18 protein-coding genes are annotated in these 13,611 nt (G+C 67.3%); 11 read left to right on the forward strand and 7 right to left on the reverse strand.

Features of this window, described 5'->3' with window-relative positions; translation table 11 throughout:
• Positions 1–224 precede the first annotated feature (224 nt).
• The 3 genes from L6Q21_RS11945 to L6Q21_RS11955 are packed head-to-tail and all read right to left on the reverse strand — an operon-like array spanning position 225 to position 2,435.
• Positions 225–998, reverse strand: coding sequence for a segregation and condensation protein A (locus tag L6Q21_RS11945; protein ID WP_237830987.1), 774 nt, complete (start codon positions 996–998; stop codon positions 225–227).
• On the reverse strand, positions 995–2,011 hold the full coding sequence (locus L6Q21_RS11950) for a glycoside hydrolase family 3 N-terminal domain-containing protein (RefSeq protein WP_237830988.1): 1,017 nt from the start codon (positions 2,009–2,011) through the stop codon (positions 995–997). Before L6Q21_RS11950 ends, L6Q21_RS11945 begins: the two co-directional genes overlap by 4 nt.
• Before the next feature lie 16 nt (positions 2,012–2,027).
• Positions 2,028–2,435, reverse strand: coding sequence for an MAPEG family protein (locus tag L6Q21_RS11955; RefSeq protein WP_237830989.1), 408 nt, complete (start codon positions 2,433–2,435; stop codon positions 2,028–2,030).
• Between the two features lie 146 nt (positions 2,436–2,581).
• Between L6Q21_RS11955 and rpmF the strand changes: the two genes are divergently transcribed.
• From rpmF to L6Q21_RS18140, 5 genes are all read left to right on the forward strand, one after another.
• Entirely contained in the window at positions 2,582–2,761 is a 180-nt protein-coding gene (gene rpmF / locus L6Q21_RS11960; protein ID WP_237830990.1) for a 50S ribosomal protein L32, read from the forward strand.
• Positions 2,762–2,804: 43 nt separating this feature from the next.
• Positions 2,805–3,890 carry a phosphate acyltransferase PlsX gene (gene plsX, locus L6Q21_RS11965; protein ID WP_336246243.1) on the forward strand — a complete coding sequence of 362 codons (1,086 nt, stop codon included), beginning with the start codon at positions 2,805–2,807 and terminating at the stop codon, positions 3,888–3,890.
• 3 nt (positions 3,891–3,893) lie between these two features.
• Positions 3,894–4,856, forward strand: a complete 963-nt coding sequence (locus L6Q21_RS11970) for a beta-ketoacyl-ACP synthase III (protein WP_237830991.1) — start codon at positions 3,894–3,896, stop codon at positions 4,854–4,856.
• A 302-nt stretch (positions 4,857–5,158) separates the two neighbouring features.
• Entirely contained in the window at positions 5,159–5,476 is a 318-nt protein-coding gene (locus tag L6Q21_RS11975; protein WP_237830992.1) for an integration host factor subunit alpha, read from the forward strand.
• Positions 5,476–5,982, forward strand: coding sequence for a MerR family transcriptional regulator (locus L6Q21_RS18140; RefSeq protein WP_237830993.1), 507 nt, complete (start codon positions 5,476–5,478; stop codon positions 5,980–5,982). Before L6Q21_RS11975 ends, L6Q21_RS18140 begins: the two co-directional genes overlap by 1 nt.
• A 6-nt stretch (positions 5,983–5,988) precedes the next feature.
• On the opposite strand, the gene map is transcribed toward L6Q21_RS18140, so the two are convergent.
• Positions 5,989–6,804 (reverse strand): type I methionyl aminopeptidase, encoded by an 816-nt coding sequence (map, locus tag L6Q21_RS11985; RefSeq protein WP_237830994.1) that lies wholly within the window; start codon positions 6,802–6,804, stop codon positions 5,989–5,991.
• Positions 6,804–7,007 carry a ParD-like family protein gene (locus L6Q21_RS11990; protein ID WP_237830995.1) on the reverse strand — a complete coding sequence of 68 codons (204 nt, stop codon included), beginning with the start codon at positions 7,005–7,007 and terminating at the stop codon, positions 6,804–6,806. The genes map and L6Q21_RS11990 overlap by 1 nt, the downstream gene beginning before the upstream one ends.
• Before the next feature lie 142 nt (positions 7,008–7,149).
• Here L6Q21_RS11990 and L6Q21_RS11995 point away from each other — a divergent pair, with 142 nt between their 5' ends.
• From L6Q21_RS11995 to rplI, 4 genes are all read left to right on the forward strand, one after another.
• On the forward strand, positions 7,150–7,881 hold the full coding sequence (locus tag L6Q21_RS11995; RefSeq protein WP_237830996.1) for a ParA family protein: 732 nt from the start codon (positions 7,150–7,152) through the stop codon (positions 7,879–7,881).
• A gap of 266 nt (positions 7,882–8,147) precedes the next feature.
• Positions 8,148–8,639, forward strand: a complete 492-nt coding sequence (gene rpsF / locus L6Q21_RS12000; RefSeq protein ID WP_237830997.1) for a 30S ribosomal protein S6 — start codon at positions 8,148–8,150, stop codon at positions 8,637–8,639.
• Positions 8,640–8,642: 3 nt separating this feature from the next.
• Entirely contained in the window at positions 8,643–8,867 is a 225-nt protein-coding gene (gene rpsR / locus L6Q21_RS12005) for a 30S ribosomal protein S18 (protein WP_140929080.1), read from the forward strand.
• A 13-nt stretch (positions 8,868–8,880) separates the two neighbouring features.
• The gene (rplI, locus tag L6Q21_RS12010) at positions 8,881–9,489 is read left to right on the forward strand and encodes a 50S ribosomal protein L9 (RefSeq protein WP_237830998.1); all 609 of its coding nucleotides are present in this window, start codon (positions 8,881–8,883) and stop codon (positions 9,487–9,489) included.
• A 366-nt stretch (positions 9,490–9,855) separates the two neighbouring features.
• Here the strand turns inward: rplI and rpoN are convergent, their stop codons facing one another.
• Positions 9,856–11,337 (reverse strand): RNA polymerase factor sigma-54, encoded by a 1,482-nt coding sequence (gene rpoN, locus L6Q21_RS12015; protein ID WP_237830999.1) that lies wholly within the window; start codon positions 11,335–11,337, stop codon positions 9,856–9,858.
• A 32-nt stretch (positions 11,338–11,369) separates the two neighbouring features.
• Positions 11,370–12,140 carry an LPS export ABC transporter ATP-binding protein gene (gene lptB / locus L6Q21_RS12020; protein WP_237831000.1) on the reverse strand — a complete coding sequence of 257 codons (771 nt, stop codon included), beginning with the start codon at positions 12,138–12,140 and terminating at the stop codon, positions 11,370–11,372.
• 217 nt (positions 12,141–12,357) lie between these two features.
• On the opposite strand from lptB, the gene L6Q21_RS12025 reads away from it, so the two are divergent.
• Entirely contained in the window at positions 12,358–12,633 is a 276-nt protein-coding gene (locus tag L6Q21_RS12025) for a metal/formaldehyde-sensitive transcriptional repressor (RefSeq protein ID WP_237831001.1), read from the forward strand.
• A gap of 10 nt (positions 12,634–12,643) precedes the next feature.
• Positions 12,644–13,570: a CDF family Co(II)/Ni(II) efflux transporter DmeF gene (gene dmeF / locus L6Q21_RS12030; RefSeq protein WP_237831002.1), complete on the forward strand. Its 927-nt coding sequence runs from the start codon at positions 12,644–12,646 to the stop codon at positions 13,568–13,570.
• Positions 13,571–13,611: the final 41 nt, after the last annotated feature.

A 13,611-nucleotide genomic window follows, 5' to 3' on the forward strand; every position in this document is an offset into this window, starting at 1 on the left:
TGGTTTCAATGGGTTGGGTGGAATTTGTGTAGGGAATGGGGTTTGAAACTGGCTTTTCCCAGCGCCGCAGGCAATCCGTTTCCTCACCTCCCTCGAGGTGGAAAAGCTGGACCCCGGGTCAAGCCCGGGGTGACGGGGTTTTTTTGGTTGAGAATCGGGGGTGCAGGGGCGTCACGCCCCTGCCGGGGTGAAGGGGCGGAGCCCCTTCGACTTGCTGGCGGACGTCAGCCGCGTGCCCTTGTGCGCACCATCAACGGCCCGAAGGCTTCCGCCTGCGACAGTTCGGCTGCCCCGGTGCGGACCAGTTCCAGCGCCGCCACGAAGGAGGAGGCGAGCGTCGAGCGGGCCAGCGCCTCGTCCTCGGTGCCGGGGAGGAAGCGTTTCAGTTCCGTCCAGTCGAGCGCCTGGCCGACGAGGCCGGAAAGGCGTTGCAGGGCGTCTTCCAGCGTCAGGATCTGGCCCCGGTCGTGCGGAGTCCAGGGGGTGGCGCGGCCGCGGCCGTGGATGGCGCCATAGGCGGCGAGCAGTTCGTAGAGCGTCACGTCGATGCTGGCGTGGCGGACGGTGCGCAGCCCTTCGGGGGCGCCGCGCGCGAAGACGTCGCGGCCGAGGAGATCGCGGCGGAGCAGCTTTTCCGCTGCCGCACGCATGGCCTCCAGCCGTTGCAGGCGCCAGCGCAGCCGCTCGGCGAGGTCGTTGGGGTCGGGCTCGGGCGCTTCCTCGCGCGGGAGGAGGAGGGCGGACTTCAGATAGGCGAGCCAGGCGGCCATCACCAGATAGTCGGCGGCGATCTCCAGCCTGAGCGCGCGCGCCTTCTGGATATAGGCGAGATATTGCTCGACCAGCGGCAGGATAGGGATCTTCGCAAGGTCGATCTTCTGCGTGCGGGCCAGGTTCAGCAGCAGGTCGAGCGGCCCCTCCCAGCTTTCGAAGGAGAGGATCAACGCCTCCGGCTCGGCGGCGGGGCGGGGCGGGTCTTCGGCGAAGGCCCCGCTCATGCCGCGCCGAGGAGGGCGTCGCGCTGTTGGGCGAAGAGGGCGCTGTCGCCTTCGGGGGGCGAGGCCCAGTCCATGGCGCGGCGCAGGCGTTCCAGCGCCTTGTCGCCGATGGGGGAAAGCGCGTCCGCCACTTCGCGCATTTCGGCGAAATCGCCGGAGCAATGGAGGGCGATGTCGCAGCCGGCGGCGATGACGCCCTTGGCGCGGCCGGCCATCGTCTCGCCGCCGGGCTGGGTGCCGAGCGCCTGCATGCCGAGATCGTCCGACATCAGCAGATTGTCGAAGCCGATGCTGCCGCGGATGATGTCGGCGATGATCGTGGGGGAGAGGGAGGCGCACAGCTCGCCGTCCCAGGCGGTGTAGAGGATGTGCGCGGTCATCGCCATCGGCGCGTCGGCGAGGCGGCGGAAGGGGATGAGGTCTGTCTCCAACTCGCCGGCCGAGGCGGTGACGGTGGGGAGCGCGAGGTGCGAATCGAGCGTGCCGCGCCCGTGGCCGGGGATGTGCTTGACGACTCCGACGCAGCCGCCGGCCTTCAGCCCGTCGAGGGTGGCGCGGCCAAGGGAGGCGACCATGTGCGGGTCGGTGCCGTAGCTGCGGTCGCCGATCACCTCGTGCATGCCCTCCGCCTTCACATCGAGCAGCGGCAGGCAGTCGACGCTGACGCCGAGGCCAGACAGCATCAGCCCTAGCGCGCGGGCATTGGCGCGGGCGGCGGCCATGGCGGTGAGCGGGGCCTTCTCCCACGCCTCACCGAAGACGATGGGCGAGGGGTATTCCGGCCAGTGGGGCGGGCGCAGCCGGGCGACGCGGCCGCCTTCCTGATCGATGAGGATGGGGAGGCGCGGGTCGCCGGACAGGTCGCGCAGGCTGTCCGTCAGGGCGCGGACCTGTTCGGGCGTGTCGATGTTGCGCTTGAAGAGGATGTAGCCGGCGGGCGCGGCGGCTGCGAACAGCGCGCGCTCGTCGGGGGACAGTTCGGTGCCGGCGAGGCCGAAGAAGGCGGGGATCATCGGCGCTGTTTGGCGATCAAGCCCCGACCAGGCAAGAGCCGCAGAGCGAAAGCCCGCGCCAGAGGAGGAGGATCGCCAATAGGGCGGTGACGCCCCAGGTGCCCAATATGCCGGCGACCCTCGGCAGATTGGGGGCGGGCAGGCCCATGCCGATCGGGTGCAGCAGGCGGGAGGCGACCAGCAGGGCGGCAAGCGCGATCAGATACCAGGGCTGGCCATAGGCCTGCTCGGCGAGGAACAGGAGGATGAGGGCCAGCGGCACGGTCTCGACGCAATTGCCATGGGCGCGGATCCGCTGCTGCAGGATGGCGTCGCCGCCGTCGCCGATGGGAATGCGCGCCTGGCGGCGGCGCAGCGAGATGCGGAAACCCAGCGCGACGACGAGAAGCGCCAGCAATCCCGCGGTGATCATGGTAAGCTGCATTCGTCACTCCCCTACCTGGCTCCTGTAGCCGGCTCTTGCCTTTTCGCGATTTTTGGCTATGATCGCGCGCTCGATTCCCACTGTTTCTGGCATCGGGCGCGGGATACCCCCGCGCGGCGCTGCCCCGTTCAAGAAGAAGGTGCCTCATGGCCGTCCCCAAGCGCAAGACCTCGCCCTCGCGGCGCAACATGCGGCGCAGCCACCACGCGCTGACCGCGGCGAACCCGCAGGAATGCTCCAACTGCGGCGAACTGAAGCTTTCGCACCACATCTGCCCGGCCTGCGGTTTCTACGACGGCCGCGAAGTTATTGCGAACGCGGACTGATCCCGCACTTGTGGGAGCGCTTGCCGCGGATTAGGCGTTTGGCGTGACCACGAAAACCGATCTTTCACGCCCCGTCATCGCGCTCGACGCGATGGGCGGGGACGTTGGCCCCGAGGTGGTGGTGGCGGGCGCCGAACTGGCCCGCGAGCGCTACCCCAACCTCCGCTTCCGAATCTATGGGCAGGAAGACGCCGTGCGCCCGGTGCTGGCGCGCAGCCCCCGAGTCGCGGCCGAGGCCGAGATCGTCCATGTCGACGGCGTGGTGCTGGGCACCGACAAGCCGGCGCAGGCGATCCGCCGGGCGCGCTCCACCTCGATGGGGCTGGCGATCGAGGCGGTGAAGGCGGGCGAGGCGCATGCCGCCGTTTCCGCCGGCAACACCGGCGCGCTGATGGCGATGGCGAAGCTGGCGCTGCGCACCATGGAAGGGATCGACCGCCCCGCCCTCGTCGCGCTGATGCCGACGATGAAGAGCGACTCGGTGGTGCTGGACCTGGGCGCCAACACCGATTGCGACGCGGAAAATCTGGTGCAGTTCGCGGTGATGGGGGCGGCGTTCGCCCGCACGGTGCTGGGGCTGGAGCGGCCGAAGGTCGCCTTTCTCAACATCGGTGAGGAGGATATGAAGGGCACGGAGGAAATCCGCGAGGCCGCCAATCTGCTGCGCACGGCGGCGGTGGACCTGCCGCTGGAGTTCCTGGGCAATGTGGAGGGCAACGGGATCGCCCAGGGCAACACCGACGTGATCGTGACCGACGGCTTTTCCGGCAACATCGCGCTGAAGACGGCGGAAGGCACCGCCAAGCTGGTGACCGGGCTGCTGGCGAACGCCTACCGCAATTCCTGGTTCACCAAGCTCGGCTATCTGTTCTCGCGCCCGGCGCTGCGCGCGCTGCGCGACCAGCTGGACCCCAACAACCACAATGGCGCGGTGTTCCTGGGCCTGAACGGCGTGGTGGTGAAGAGCCATGGCGGCGCCAATATCAAGGGTTTCGCCAACGCCATCGGCGTCGCCCATGATCTGGTGACGCAGGACATTCACGCCCGGATCCACTCCGACATGGAGAATTTCGCCGCCCACCGCACGCCGTCCGCCTCCGGCCCCTCAGACTCCGGCAAGGCGGCCTGAGCCATGGCCGTTCGTTCCATCATCACCGGCACCGGCAGCGCCTTGCCGCCCGCGATCGTCCGCAACGCCGATCTGGAAGAGAAGCTGGACACCTCCGACACCTGGATCGTCGAGCGGACCGGCATTCGCGAGCGGCGGATCGCGGCGCCCGAGGTGAAGACCTCCGATCTGGCGGTTGAGGCGGCCGAAGCGGCCATGGCTTCGGCCGGGGTCGGCGCCGGGGACATCGATCTGGTGGTGGTGGCGACGGCGACGCCGGACGACACCTTTCCCGCCACCGCCACCCGCGTGCAGGCGCGGCTGGGCATCCGGCAGGGCGCCGCCTTCGACGTGGCCGCCGTCTGTTCCGGCTTCGTCTATGCGCTGACGGTGGCCGACGCTTTGTTGAAGACCGGCGCCCACAAGCGGGCGCTGGTGATCGGCGCGGAGCTGTTCAGCCGAATCCTCGACTGGGAGGACCGCACCACCGCCGTGCTGTTCGGCGACGGCGCGGGGGCGGTGATCCTGGAAGCCCGCGACGAGGACGGGCGCGGGATATTGGCCGCCCGGCTGCACGCCGACGGCCGCCATGGCGACCTGCTGTTCGTGGACGGCGGCCCCGGCAGCACCGGCACCGTCGGCAAGCTGCGGATGAAAGGGCGGGAAGTGTTCCGCCACGCCGTCACCAATCTCGCCTCGGTGGTGGAGGAAGTGCTGGCGGATGCCGGGCTGGAAGCGTCCGCCATCGACTGGATCGTGCCGCATCAGGCCAATGCCCGAATCCTGGAAGCGACCGCGCGCAAGCTGGGCCTGCCGATGGAGCGGGTGGTGATGACCGTGGGGCAGCATGCCAACACCTCGGCGGCTTCCGTGCCGCTGGCGCTGGACCAGGCGGTGCGCGACGGACGCATCAGGCCGGGGCAATTGTGCCTGCTGGAAGCGATGGGCGGCGGTTTCACCTGGGGGGCCGTGCTGCTGCGGTTCTGAACCTTGCGGGACTGGGGGTGGGGTGGTTATCCTTGGGCTTGAACGGGGGTTGGGCTTTCTTCTTCCAGCGTGGCGGCGGCGTGAAAGCTGGAGCCCGGGGTGACGGTTGAGGGGTTAGGTTGGGGTGAGTGCCCCTCCCTGTTCGGGTCGGCCCGCTTTCCCGGGCTGCGGCGATTCATCGCAAATCCGGCAAGTTTTGCTGTTCCACCTTGGTTAATCCTTGTAGGTTAATCATTTGATGCGACTGCAAGGGCTTCCTCCAAGCCACGCTTTTGCTTACTGTTCCTTCGGAAGGACAGGCTATGGTCGATTCGCAAACCTCTGCTGGCAAGACAGTGCCGACCCTGACAAGGGCGGACCTCGCCGATGAGCTGCATCGGTCGATCGGCCTTTCCCGGGCGGAGTCGGCGGAACTGGTGGAGCAGGTGCTCGACACCATCACCGAGGCCCTGATCGCTGGTGGCAATGTGAAATTGTCGTCTTTCGGGAGCTTCATGCTCCGCAAGAAGGGGCTGCGAGTCGGACGCAACCCCAAGACCGGGGTGGAGGTGCCGATTCAACCGCGCACCGTTCTGACCTTCAGGCCCAGCCAGCTGCTCCGACAGAAAATCAACGACTGATGCCGCCCGCCGATCGCGGTGGCACGCCGGACAAGGATCCGGCGGCCTTCCGGACCATTCGCGAAGTGTCCGAGCAGTTGGGCGTGCCGCAGCATGTGCTGCGCTTCTGGGAAACGCGCTTTCCGGAACTGAAGCCGCTGCAACGCGGCGGCAACCGCCGTTACTACCGCCCGGGCGACGTCGCCTTCGCGGCCGCGCTGCACAAGCTGCTGCATCAGGACGGCTATACGGTGAAGGGCGTCCGCAAGCTGATCACCGACAATGGCGCCAACAATCTGGTGGCGATCGCCAATGGCGAGCCTGTCGTCCAGCGCGGCCGGCCGGCGGCCCAGCCGGCGCCCGCGCCAGCAGCGGCCGAAACGGCTCCGGCGTTGCAGGCCAATGTTACCGCCATTCCACTTTCGCCTGCGCCTGTCGCCGCGCCGGCTGCTGCGGCAGATTCGCAAGCGATGCTGCAGGAATTGCTGCGCCTGCGCGAGGGGCTTGCCGCAGCATTGGCGGCCTGAGGCCGTTTAGCCGGCCTGAGGTTTTCCCGCTGCCGCACCTTCTTGAATTGCCAAGCCGAACGGGCGCTTCTCCTGCTCGCGCAGTGTCAGGACTCGGACTCCGTTTCCGGTGACGGCGACCGTGTGTTCGAACTGGGCGGAAAGTTTTCCGTCGGTCGTCACCACCGTCCAGCCGTCCGCCTCGGTCCGGACCGTTCGCCGCCCCTGGTTGAGCATCGGCTCGATGGTGAAGACCATGCCTTCGCGCAAATGCAGGCCGGTGCCCGGCTTGCCGAAGTGCAGCACCTGCGGCTCCTCGTGCATTTCCCGGCCGATGCCATGGCCGCAATAGTCGCGCACCACCGAATAGCCGGCGCGTTTGGCGTGGCGCGCGATCGCGTGGCCGATATCGCCCAGCCGCGCACCCGGACGGACGGCCATGATCCCCTTCCACATGGCCTCCGAAGTGGTCGCGACCAGCCGCCTTGCGGCCGGCGCGACCTCGCCGACGAGATAGGTCTTGCTGGAATCGGCGATATAGCCGTTCTTTTCCAATGTGATGTCGAAATTGACGATGTCGCCGTCGCGCAGCACTTCCGTGTTCGAGGGAACGCCATGGCACACGACTTCGTTGCGCGAGCAGTTGAGCACGAAGCCATAGCCATATTGCCCCTTGCTGGCCGGCCGCGCGCCCAGCCGGCCGACGATCAGGGCTTCGACGAGGTCGTTGATCTCCATCGTCGTGCAGCCCGCCAGTTGCAGGCCGTCCAGATGGGTGAAGACCGCCGCCAGAAGGCGGCCGGATTCGGCCATGAGCTCGATTTCGGCGGGAGTCTTAACCATCACCCTGCGGCGAAGGCCGCATCGACCCCGGCTTCGCGCAGTTCGCGGGCCATGAGCTGCTGAAAGCTGAGCTGCGGGTTCAACTCGCCGAGCATGCCGATCCGGATCCAGAAAGCCGCCTGCGCGTTGATGGAGCGGCAGGAGGCTTTGCTGGCCCTGCGCAACTGCTCGTGCAGATCATCCTCTATGTTGACGATGCCCATCAAAATGCCCTGAATATATGAAACATATATATTCTATATATTCGACAGCTTCCTTCATCAAGGCGCGGCTTTTCCGGCTTCCCGTGCAGACCATGGTCTTGTTGCCCTTGCGGCTTTGGCGGCTTGCGCTACAAATGCGGGCGTGAAGTCCGTAGCCATATTCTCGATCAAGGGCGGGGTCGGCAAATCGACGACCGCCGTCAATCTGGCGCACGCCGCCGCCACCTCCGGCGGGCGGCGCACCTTGCTGTGGGATTTGGATTCCCAGGGGGCCGCCACCTATCTGCTGAAGCTCGCCCCGCGTTCGGGCGCGAAGGCGCGGGCGGCGGTGGCCGGGGAAACCGAGCTTTCCGACCTGGTGCTGGAAAGCGAATTCCCGAACCTGGACGTGCTGCCGGCCGACAAGAGCCTGCGCCGCCTGGAAGGCGACCTGGCGCAGACCGACAAGCTGAAACAGTTGAAAAAGCATCTGAAATCGCTTTCCAGCGATTATGACCGGGTGATCGTCGATTGCCCGCCGGGGCTTTCCGAACTGTCGGACCGGCTGTTCCGCGCCGTCGACCTGATCGTGCTGCCCATCATCCCCTCGCCGCTCAGCGACCGGGCGGCCGAGCAGTTGCGCGCGGAATTGCAGAAGTCGCACGGCGGGCGGCCGCCGCTGCTGCCGCTGTGGAGCATGGCCGACCGGCGGCGCAAGCTGCACCGCGAGACGATCGACCGCCATCCCGACTGGCCGGTCATTCCCTACGCTTCGGCCGTGGAGGCGATGGCCGTCCACCAGTCGCCGGTGGCGGTGAACCAGCCGGGAAGCCCGGCGGCGCGCGCCTTCGCCGGGCTGTGGTCGCGGGCGGAAATGGCTTTGCTGAACGGCTGAGGTTGGCGCGGGCGGTTGTTGCCCAGGCTGGTCGCTCTGGTTTGATCGGGGAGGTGCTTTCCGCTTCAGTCGTCGGGCTTCCGGAAAGCTGGAGCCCGGGGTGACGGGTTGGGTGTTTTTTGTGGGTTTGTTTCTATTGCCGGCGGCGCTCTTGCGGAATCGGCGGGGTTTCGCTATGGGCCGCGCTTCCCGAAGACAGCCGGAGGGGTCGTGTAGCGGAATGCGCCGCGAAGACCTGCGATCGGCCGAAGTGAAGAGAGAAACGCATGCCGTTCTACGAGCATGTCTACCTCGCGCGTCAGGATCTGACGCCCGCGCAGGTGGAGGGCCTCACCGAGGCGTTCACGAAGATCATCACCGACCATGACGGCACGGTTGCCGGCACCGAATATTGGGGCCTGCGCAACATCGCCTATCGCATCGCCAAGAACCGCAAGGCGCATTATGTGCTGCTGAACGTCGACGCGCCGGCGCCCGCCATCCAGGAACTGGAGCGGCAGGTCGCGCTGAACGAAGACGTGATCCGCTACCAGACCATCCGTGTCGACGCGCTGGAAACCGGCCCGTCCGCGATGATGCGCAAGTCCGACCGGGGCGAGCGTTCCGAGCGTGGCCCGCGCGGTGAGCGTGGCGATCGCGGAGACCGGGGTGATCGCGGAGACCGGGGCGATCGCGCAGACCGGGGCGATCGCGCAGACCGGGGTGATCGCGGCCCCCGCCCCGAACGCGCCCCGCGCGCCGAAGAAGGAGCCTGGTAAGCCATGGCACGCCCGTTTTTCCGCCGCCGCAAGAGCTGCCCCTTCTCGGGCAACAATGCGCCGAAGATCGACTATAAGGACATCCGCCTGCTGCAGGGCTTCGTGTCCGAACGGGGCAAGATCGTCCCCTCGCGCATCACCGCCGTCTCGGCGAAGAAGCAGCGCGAGCTTTCGCAAGCCATCAAGCGCGCACGCCATCTCGGCCTGCTGCCCTACCTCGTGAAGTAAGGAGCATAGCCCCATGGATGTGATCCTTCTCGAACGCGTCGAAAAGCTCGGCCGCATCGGCGACGTGGTTTCCGTGAAGCCCGGCTTCGCGCGCAACTTCCTGCTGCCGCGCGGCAAGGCCCTTCGCGCCACCGACGCCAACAAGGCGAAGTTCGAAGCGCAGCGCGCGCATATCGAAGCCGACAACGCCAAGCGCCGCGAGGCCGCTGAAGCGACCGCAGGCACCATGACCGACGTGTCGGTGGTGCTGATCCGCCAGGCCTCGAACGCCGGCGCGCTTTACGGTTCCGTCTCCGCGCGGGACATCGCCGAAGCGCTGGCCGAAGGCGGCCACAAGGTGCTGAAGTCGGCCGTCGTTCTCGACAAGCCGATCAAGACGCTGGGCGTTTCCGAAGTGAAGCTGGTGCTGCACCCGGAAGTGACGGTTACCGCCAAGGTGAACGTCGCCCGTTCGCCGGAAGAAGCCGAACTGCAGGCCAAGGGCGTCGATGTGACGGCCGACCTCTTCGAGCGCGAGGAAGCCGGCTTCACCGAAGACTATGACCCGAACGCCGAGCCCGGCGCCACCGCCGACGAAGCGGCGGCGGATGTGGCCGAAGCGGAAGGCGAAGCCGAAGCCTGAGGCTTCGGCTTACAGAAAAGATCGGGGGGCTGGCTTTTGGGCTGGCGCCCTTTTCTTTTGGCGATTGTGCGGTTTGCGAAGCCAGGCGGGGAACGGGGAGGCAGCGGCTGTGAAACTCCCCCGTCACCCCGGGCTTGACCCGGGGTTCCGCTGTCTTCCTCAAGCGCTGCGCCGGCAGAAAAGCTGGACCCCGGGTCAAGCCCGGGGTGACGGATGTTGGGAATGTCCGGTGTCAGGTTGGCGACCGCACGATTGCCGTCGGTTGGTAAACGGCATGATCGCCTTTTCTTTTTGGGAAGTGGCGGCGATGTCGGGGCTATCGGCACGCCCCCACCCCAACCCCTCCGTGCAAGGGGAGGGGCTTTTTCAGGCGGCTTTTACCAGGGCGCGGCGGCGGCGGTCGAAGCTGGAGGGGATGCCCATCGCCTCGCGGTATTTGGTGACCGTGCGGCGGGCCAGATCGTAGCCCTCCTTTTTCAGGAGATCGACCAGCTTGTCGTCCGACAGCGGCTTCAGCGGCGGTTCCGCGTCGATCAGGCTCTTCAGCTTCTGCCGCACCGCTTCGGCCGAAGCGTCGCCGCCGCTCGCCGACTGGATGGCGGTGGTGAAGAAATATTTCAGCTCGAACACGCCCCGGTCGCAGGCGAGATATTTGTTGCTGGTGACGCGGCTGACGGTGGATTCGTGCATCTCGATCGTTTCCGCGATCTGCTTCAGCGTCAGCGGCTTCAAATGCGAGACTCCATGCTCGAAGAAGCCGCGCTGCTCCTCCAGCAGCGCCATCGCCACCTTCATGATGGTGGTGGCGCGCTGGTCCAGCGCCTTCATCAGCCAATGCGCCTGGGTGAGGCAGGAATCGAGGAACTGCCGTTCCTGCTTGGAGCGGCTGGCCGGGCCGCGGCCGGCGTGGGCGGCGATCCGCGCCTGATACTGGCGGTTGACGATGAGGCGGGGCAGCGTGCTGCTGTTCAGCTCCACCGTCCAGCCGCGCGCGGTGCGGCGCACGAAGATGTCGGGCACGACCGGCACCGTGCGGCCGCCGCCATGCACCAGGCCGGGCTTGGGGTTGTAGCCGCGCAGTTCGCGCAGCATGTCGGCCAGATCCTCCGCGTCGACGTTGCAGAGGCGGCGGAGCTGGGCGAGGTCGCCGCGGGCGACGAGATCGAGATTGGCGATGAGCGCCGCCATGCAGGGGTCGTAGCGGTCCGCCTCTTTCGCTTGCAGCGCGATGCATTCGGCGAGGTTGCGTGCGCCGACGCCGGTCGGCTCGAAGCTCTGGACGATGGCCAGCACCCGCTCGACTTCGGCTTCCGTCAGGTTCAGGCGCCCGGCGATTTCCGCGACCGGCTCGGTCAGATAGCCGGCCTCGTCGATCAGCGAGATGAGGTGCAGCGCGACCGCGAGATCGGTGCCGGAGAGGCGCTGGGCCTGCTGCTCCAGCACTTGCGCCAGCGAAAGCTCGTCTGCGGCGAAGCTGTCGAAGCCCGGCTCCTCGCCGCTCTCGGACGCGCGGCCGCTGTCGGCGGCGCTGTCGTGGTGGAAGCGCTCCTCGACATAGTCGACATCCTGGTCGGCGCCGCGCTCCAGCCCGTCGTCCGAGGCGAATTCCTGCGCCATGTCGGCGGGTTCGGCCGCTTCCGGGGGGGCTTCGCCTTCCGGCGGCTGGTCGGGGATGCCGCCGTCGCCATCGTCCGCCATTTCCAGCAGCGGGTTGCGCTCCATCTCGGCGGAAATCTCGTTCATCAACTCGAGGTTGCTGAGCGTCAGCAGCTTGATCGCCGCCTGCAATTGCGGCGAGATGACCAGCGTCTGGCTGGTGCGCAGGTCCAGGCGCGGCCCGATCGCCACGTCAGCCGCGCCCCCCGTTCACGAAAACCCCCTCACAGCGCGAAATCCTCGCCCAGATAGACCTGGCGCACGGTTTCGTCGCGCACCAGCGCGTCGGGCGTGCCTTCGAACAGCACCCGGCCATCGTAGATGATGCAGGCGCGGTCGACGATCTCCAGCGTCTCGCGCACATTATGGTCGGTGATGAGGACGCCGATGTCCCGGTCCTTCAGATGGCCGACGAGGGTGCGGATGTCGGCGATCGAAATCGGGTCGATCCCGGCGAACGGCTCGTCCAGCAGCATGATGGAGGGGGTGGCGGCCAGCGCCCGGGCGATCTCGCAGCGGCGGCGCTCGCCACCGGAAAGCGCCATGGCCGGGCTGGAGCGCAGGCGGGCGATGTTGAATTCGCCCAGCAGCTGTTCCAGCCGCGCGGCGCGGGCGACCTTGTCCGGCTCGGAGACTTCGAGGACGGCGGAGATATTCTCCTCGACCGTCAGGCCGCGGAAGATGGAGGTCTCCTGCGGCAGATAGCCGAGGCCGAGCGCGGCGCGGCGGTACATCGGCAGGCGGGTGATGTCGACGCCGTCGAGCAGGATCCGCCCCTGGTCGGGCGCGGCGAGGCCCATGATGGAATAGAAGCAGGTGGTCTTGCCGGCGCCGTTCGGGCCGAGCAGGCCGACGACCTCCCCCCGATTCACCGAGAGCGAGACGTCGCGCAGGACCACGCGCTTGTCGTAGGATTTGCCGATCGAGACGACGGCGAGGCCCGCTTCCGCTAGACCTTCCGCGCGACCGACGGCAGCGCTTCCTTCGGCGACCATGGTAGCCAGAGCCCGACCCTTTCGATTCCGAACAGTTTGTCGCAAGAATTTACCAATTGGCGCGATTCTTGCTGTCTAATGCAATCTACCCGTGCGGACGGGCCGGTTCAAGGCGGGCAATGGCAAGAAGTCGCCGATATGGCGGATTTGTCCTAATGGCTGGCCGGAGGCGGCGTCCTCTTCCACTCCTGTTGTATATAGGATAGGGGGGTATGCCATGGCACATCTGTCGAAAAACCGGGATCGGCTGCTGGCCCGCGTGCGGCGCATTGCCGGGCAGATGGCGGCGATCGAAAAGGCCATTGCCGGCGACGCGGGCTGTTCGGTCGTGCTCCACCAGGTCGCGGGCGCGCGCGGCGCCATCAACGGGCTGATGGACGAGCTGATCGAGGACCATGTCCGCGCCCATGTCGCCAGCCCCGGGCTGAGCGACGCCGAGCGCGCGGCCGGGGCGGAGGAACTGATCGAGGCGGTGCGCCGCTATGCGAAATGAGGCTTCCGGCATGGAATTGAAGCCGGAGATCGACGCGCTGACGCACGAGCATGTCTTCCTGGGCGACCGGCACGACGACAACGCCCGCCGCACGCTGTGGGTGGTGGCGCTGACAGCGGCGATGATGGTGGGCGAGATCGTTGCCGGCAGCATCTTCAACTCGATGGCGCTGCTGGCGGATGGTTTCCACATGGCGACCCATGCCGGAGCGCTGGGCGTGGCGGCGATCGCCTATCGATTCGCCCGGCGCCATGCCCGCAACCGCCGCTTCACCTTCGGCACCGGCAAGGTCGGCGATCTGGCCGGCTTCGCCTCCGCGCTGGTGCTGGCGCTGATCGCGCTTGCAATCGGCTTCGAATCCTTCACGCGGCTGTTCGAGCCCCGATCCGTCGCCTTCGGAGAGGCGACCATCGTGGCCGTTCTGGGCCTGATCGTGAACATCCTGAGCGCCCTGCTGCTGGGCGGCGGGCAGCCGCATCCTGGCCATCATCACCCGCACGGCGGCGGGCAGCATGCGCACCGGCACGACAATAATCTGCGCTCGGCCTATCTCCATGTTCTGGCCGATGCGCTGACTTCGGTGCTGGCCATCGCGGCGCTGCTGGGCGGCCGCTATCTCGGCTGGGTGTGGCTTGACCCGGTGATGGGGATTGTCGGCGCCGCCGTGATCGCCGTCTGGGCCTGTTCCTTGCTGCGGGATACGGCGGCCGTGCTGCTGGACACCTCCGATCCGCATCTGGAAGCCGAGGTCCGCCACGAGGTGGAGGGGCCGGGGGACGCGCGCATCACCGACCTGCATATCTGGCGGCTGGGCCCCGGCGCGCATGCCGCCATCGTGAGCGTCACCGGAGAGGTGAGCGGCGAAACCGTGCGTTCGCGGCTGTCGCCGATCCATGAACTGGCGCATGTGACGGTGGAAGCCCGGCAGACCGCCTGAAGCGCCGGATGCCGGCCGCACATGAAAAAGGCGGGCCAAGG

The organism is Sandaracinobacteroides sayramensis (genome assembly GCF_022014495.1).
GTDB classification, from domain to species: Bacteria; Pseudomonadota; Alphaproteobacteria; order Sphingomonadales; family Sphingomonadaceae; genus Sandaracinobacteroides; species Sandaracinobacteroides sayramense.

Bases quoted from the DNA above. Each gene is read 5' to 3' on its own strand.
- L6Q21_RS18140 (WP_237830993.1), top strand. From the start codon at position 5,476: ATGCCGCCCGCCGATCGCGGTGGCACGCCGGACAAGGATCCGGCGGCC.
- map (WP_237830994.1), bottom strand. From the start codon at position 6,804: ATGGTTAAGACTCCCGCCGAAATCGAGCTCATGGCCGAATCCGGCCGC.
- rpsR (WP_140929080.1), top strand. From the start codon at position 8,643: ATGGCACGCCCGTTTTTCCGCCGCCGCAAGAGCTGCCCCTTCTCGGGC.
- L6Q21_RS12025 (WP_237831001.1), top strand. From the start codon at position 12,358: ATGGCACATCTGTCGAAAAACCGGGATCGGCTGCTGGCCCGCGTGCGG.
- rpsF (WP_237830997.1), top strand. From the start codon at position 8,148: ATGCCGTTCTACGAGCATGTCTACCTCGCGCGTCAGGATCTGACGCCC.
- L6Q21_RS11945 (WP_237830987.1), bottom strand. From the start codon at position 998: ATGAGCGGGGCCTTCGCCGAAGACCCGCCCCGCCCCGCCGCCGAGCCG.
- dmeF (WP_237831002.1), top strand. From the start codon at position 12,644: ATGGAATTGAAGCCGGAGATCGACGCGCTGACGCACGAGCATGTCTTC.
- L6Q21_RS11970 (WP_237830991.1), top strand. From the start codon at position 3,894: ATGGCCGTTCGTTCCATCATCACCGGCACCGGCAGCGCCTTGCCGCCC.
- L6Q21_RS11955 (WP_237830989.1), bottom strand. From the start codon at position 2,435: ATGCAGCTTACCATGATCACCGCGGGATTGCTGGCGCTTCTCGTCGTC.
- lptB (WP_237831000.1), bottom strand. From the start codon at position 12,140: ATGGTCGCCGAAGGAAGCGCTGCCGTCGGTCGCGCGGAAGGTCTAGCG.
- L6Q21_RS11990 (WP_237830995.1), bottom strand. From the start codon at position 7,007: ATGGGCATCGTCAACATAGAGGATGATCTGCACGAGCAGTTGCGCAGG.
- rplI (WP_237830998.1), top strand. From the start codon at position 8,881: ATGGATGTGATCCTTCTCGAACGCGTCGAAAAGCTCGGCCGCATCGGC.
- L6Q21_RS11975 (WP_237830992.1), top strand. From the start codon at position 5,159: ATGGTCGATTCGCAAACCTCTGCTGGCAAGACAGTGCCGACCCTGACA.
- rpmF (WP_237830990.1), top strand. From the start codon at position 2,582: ATGGCCGTCCCCAAGCGCAAGACCTCGCCCTCGCGGCGCAACATGCGG.
- L6Q21_RS11950 (WP_237830988.1), bottom strand. From the start codon at position 2,011: ATGATCCCCGCCTTCTTCGGCCTCGCCGGCACCGAACTGTCCCCCGAC.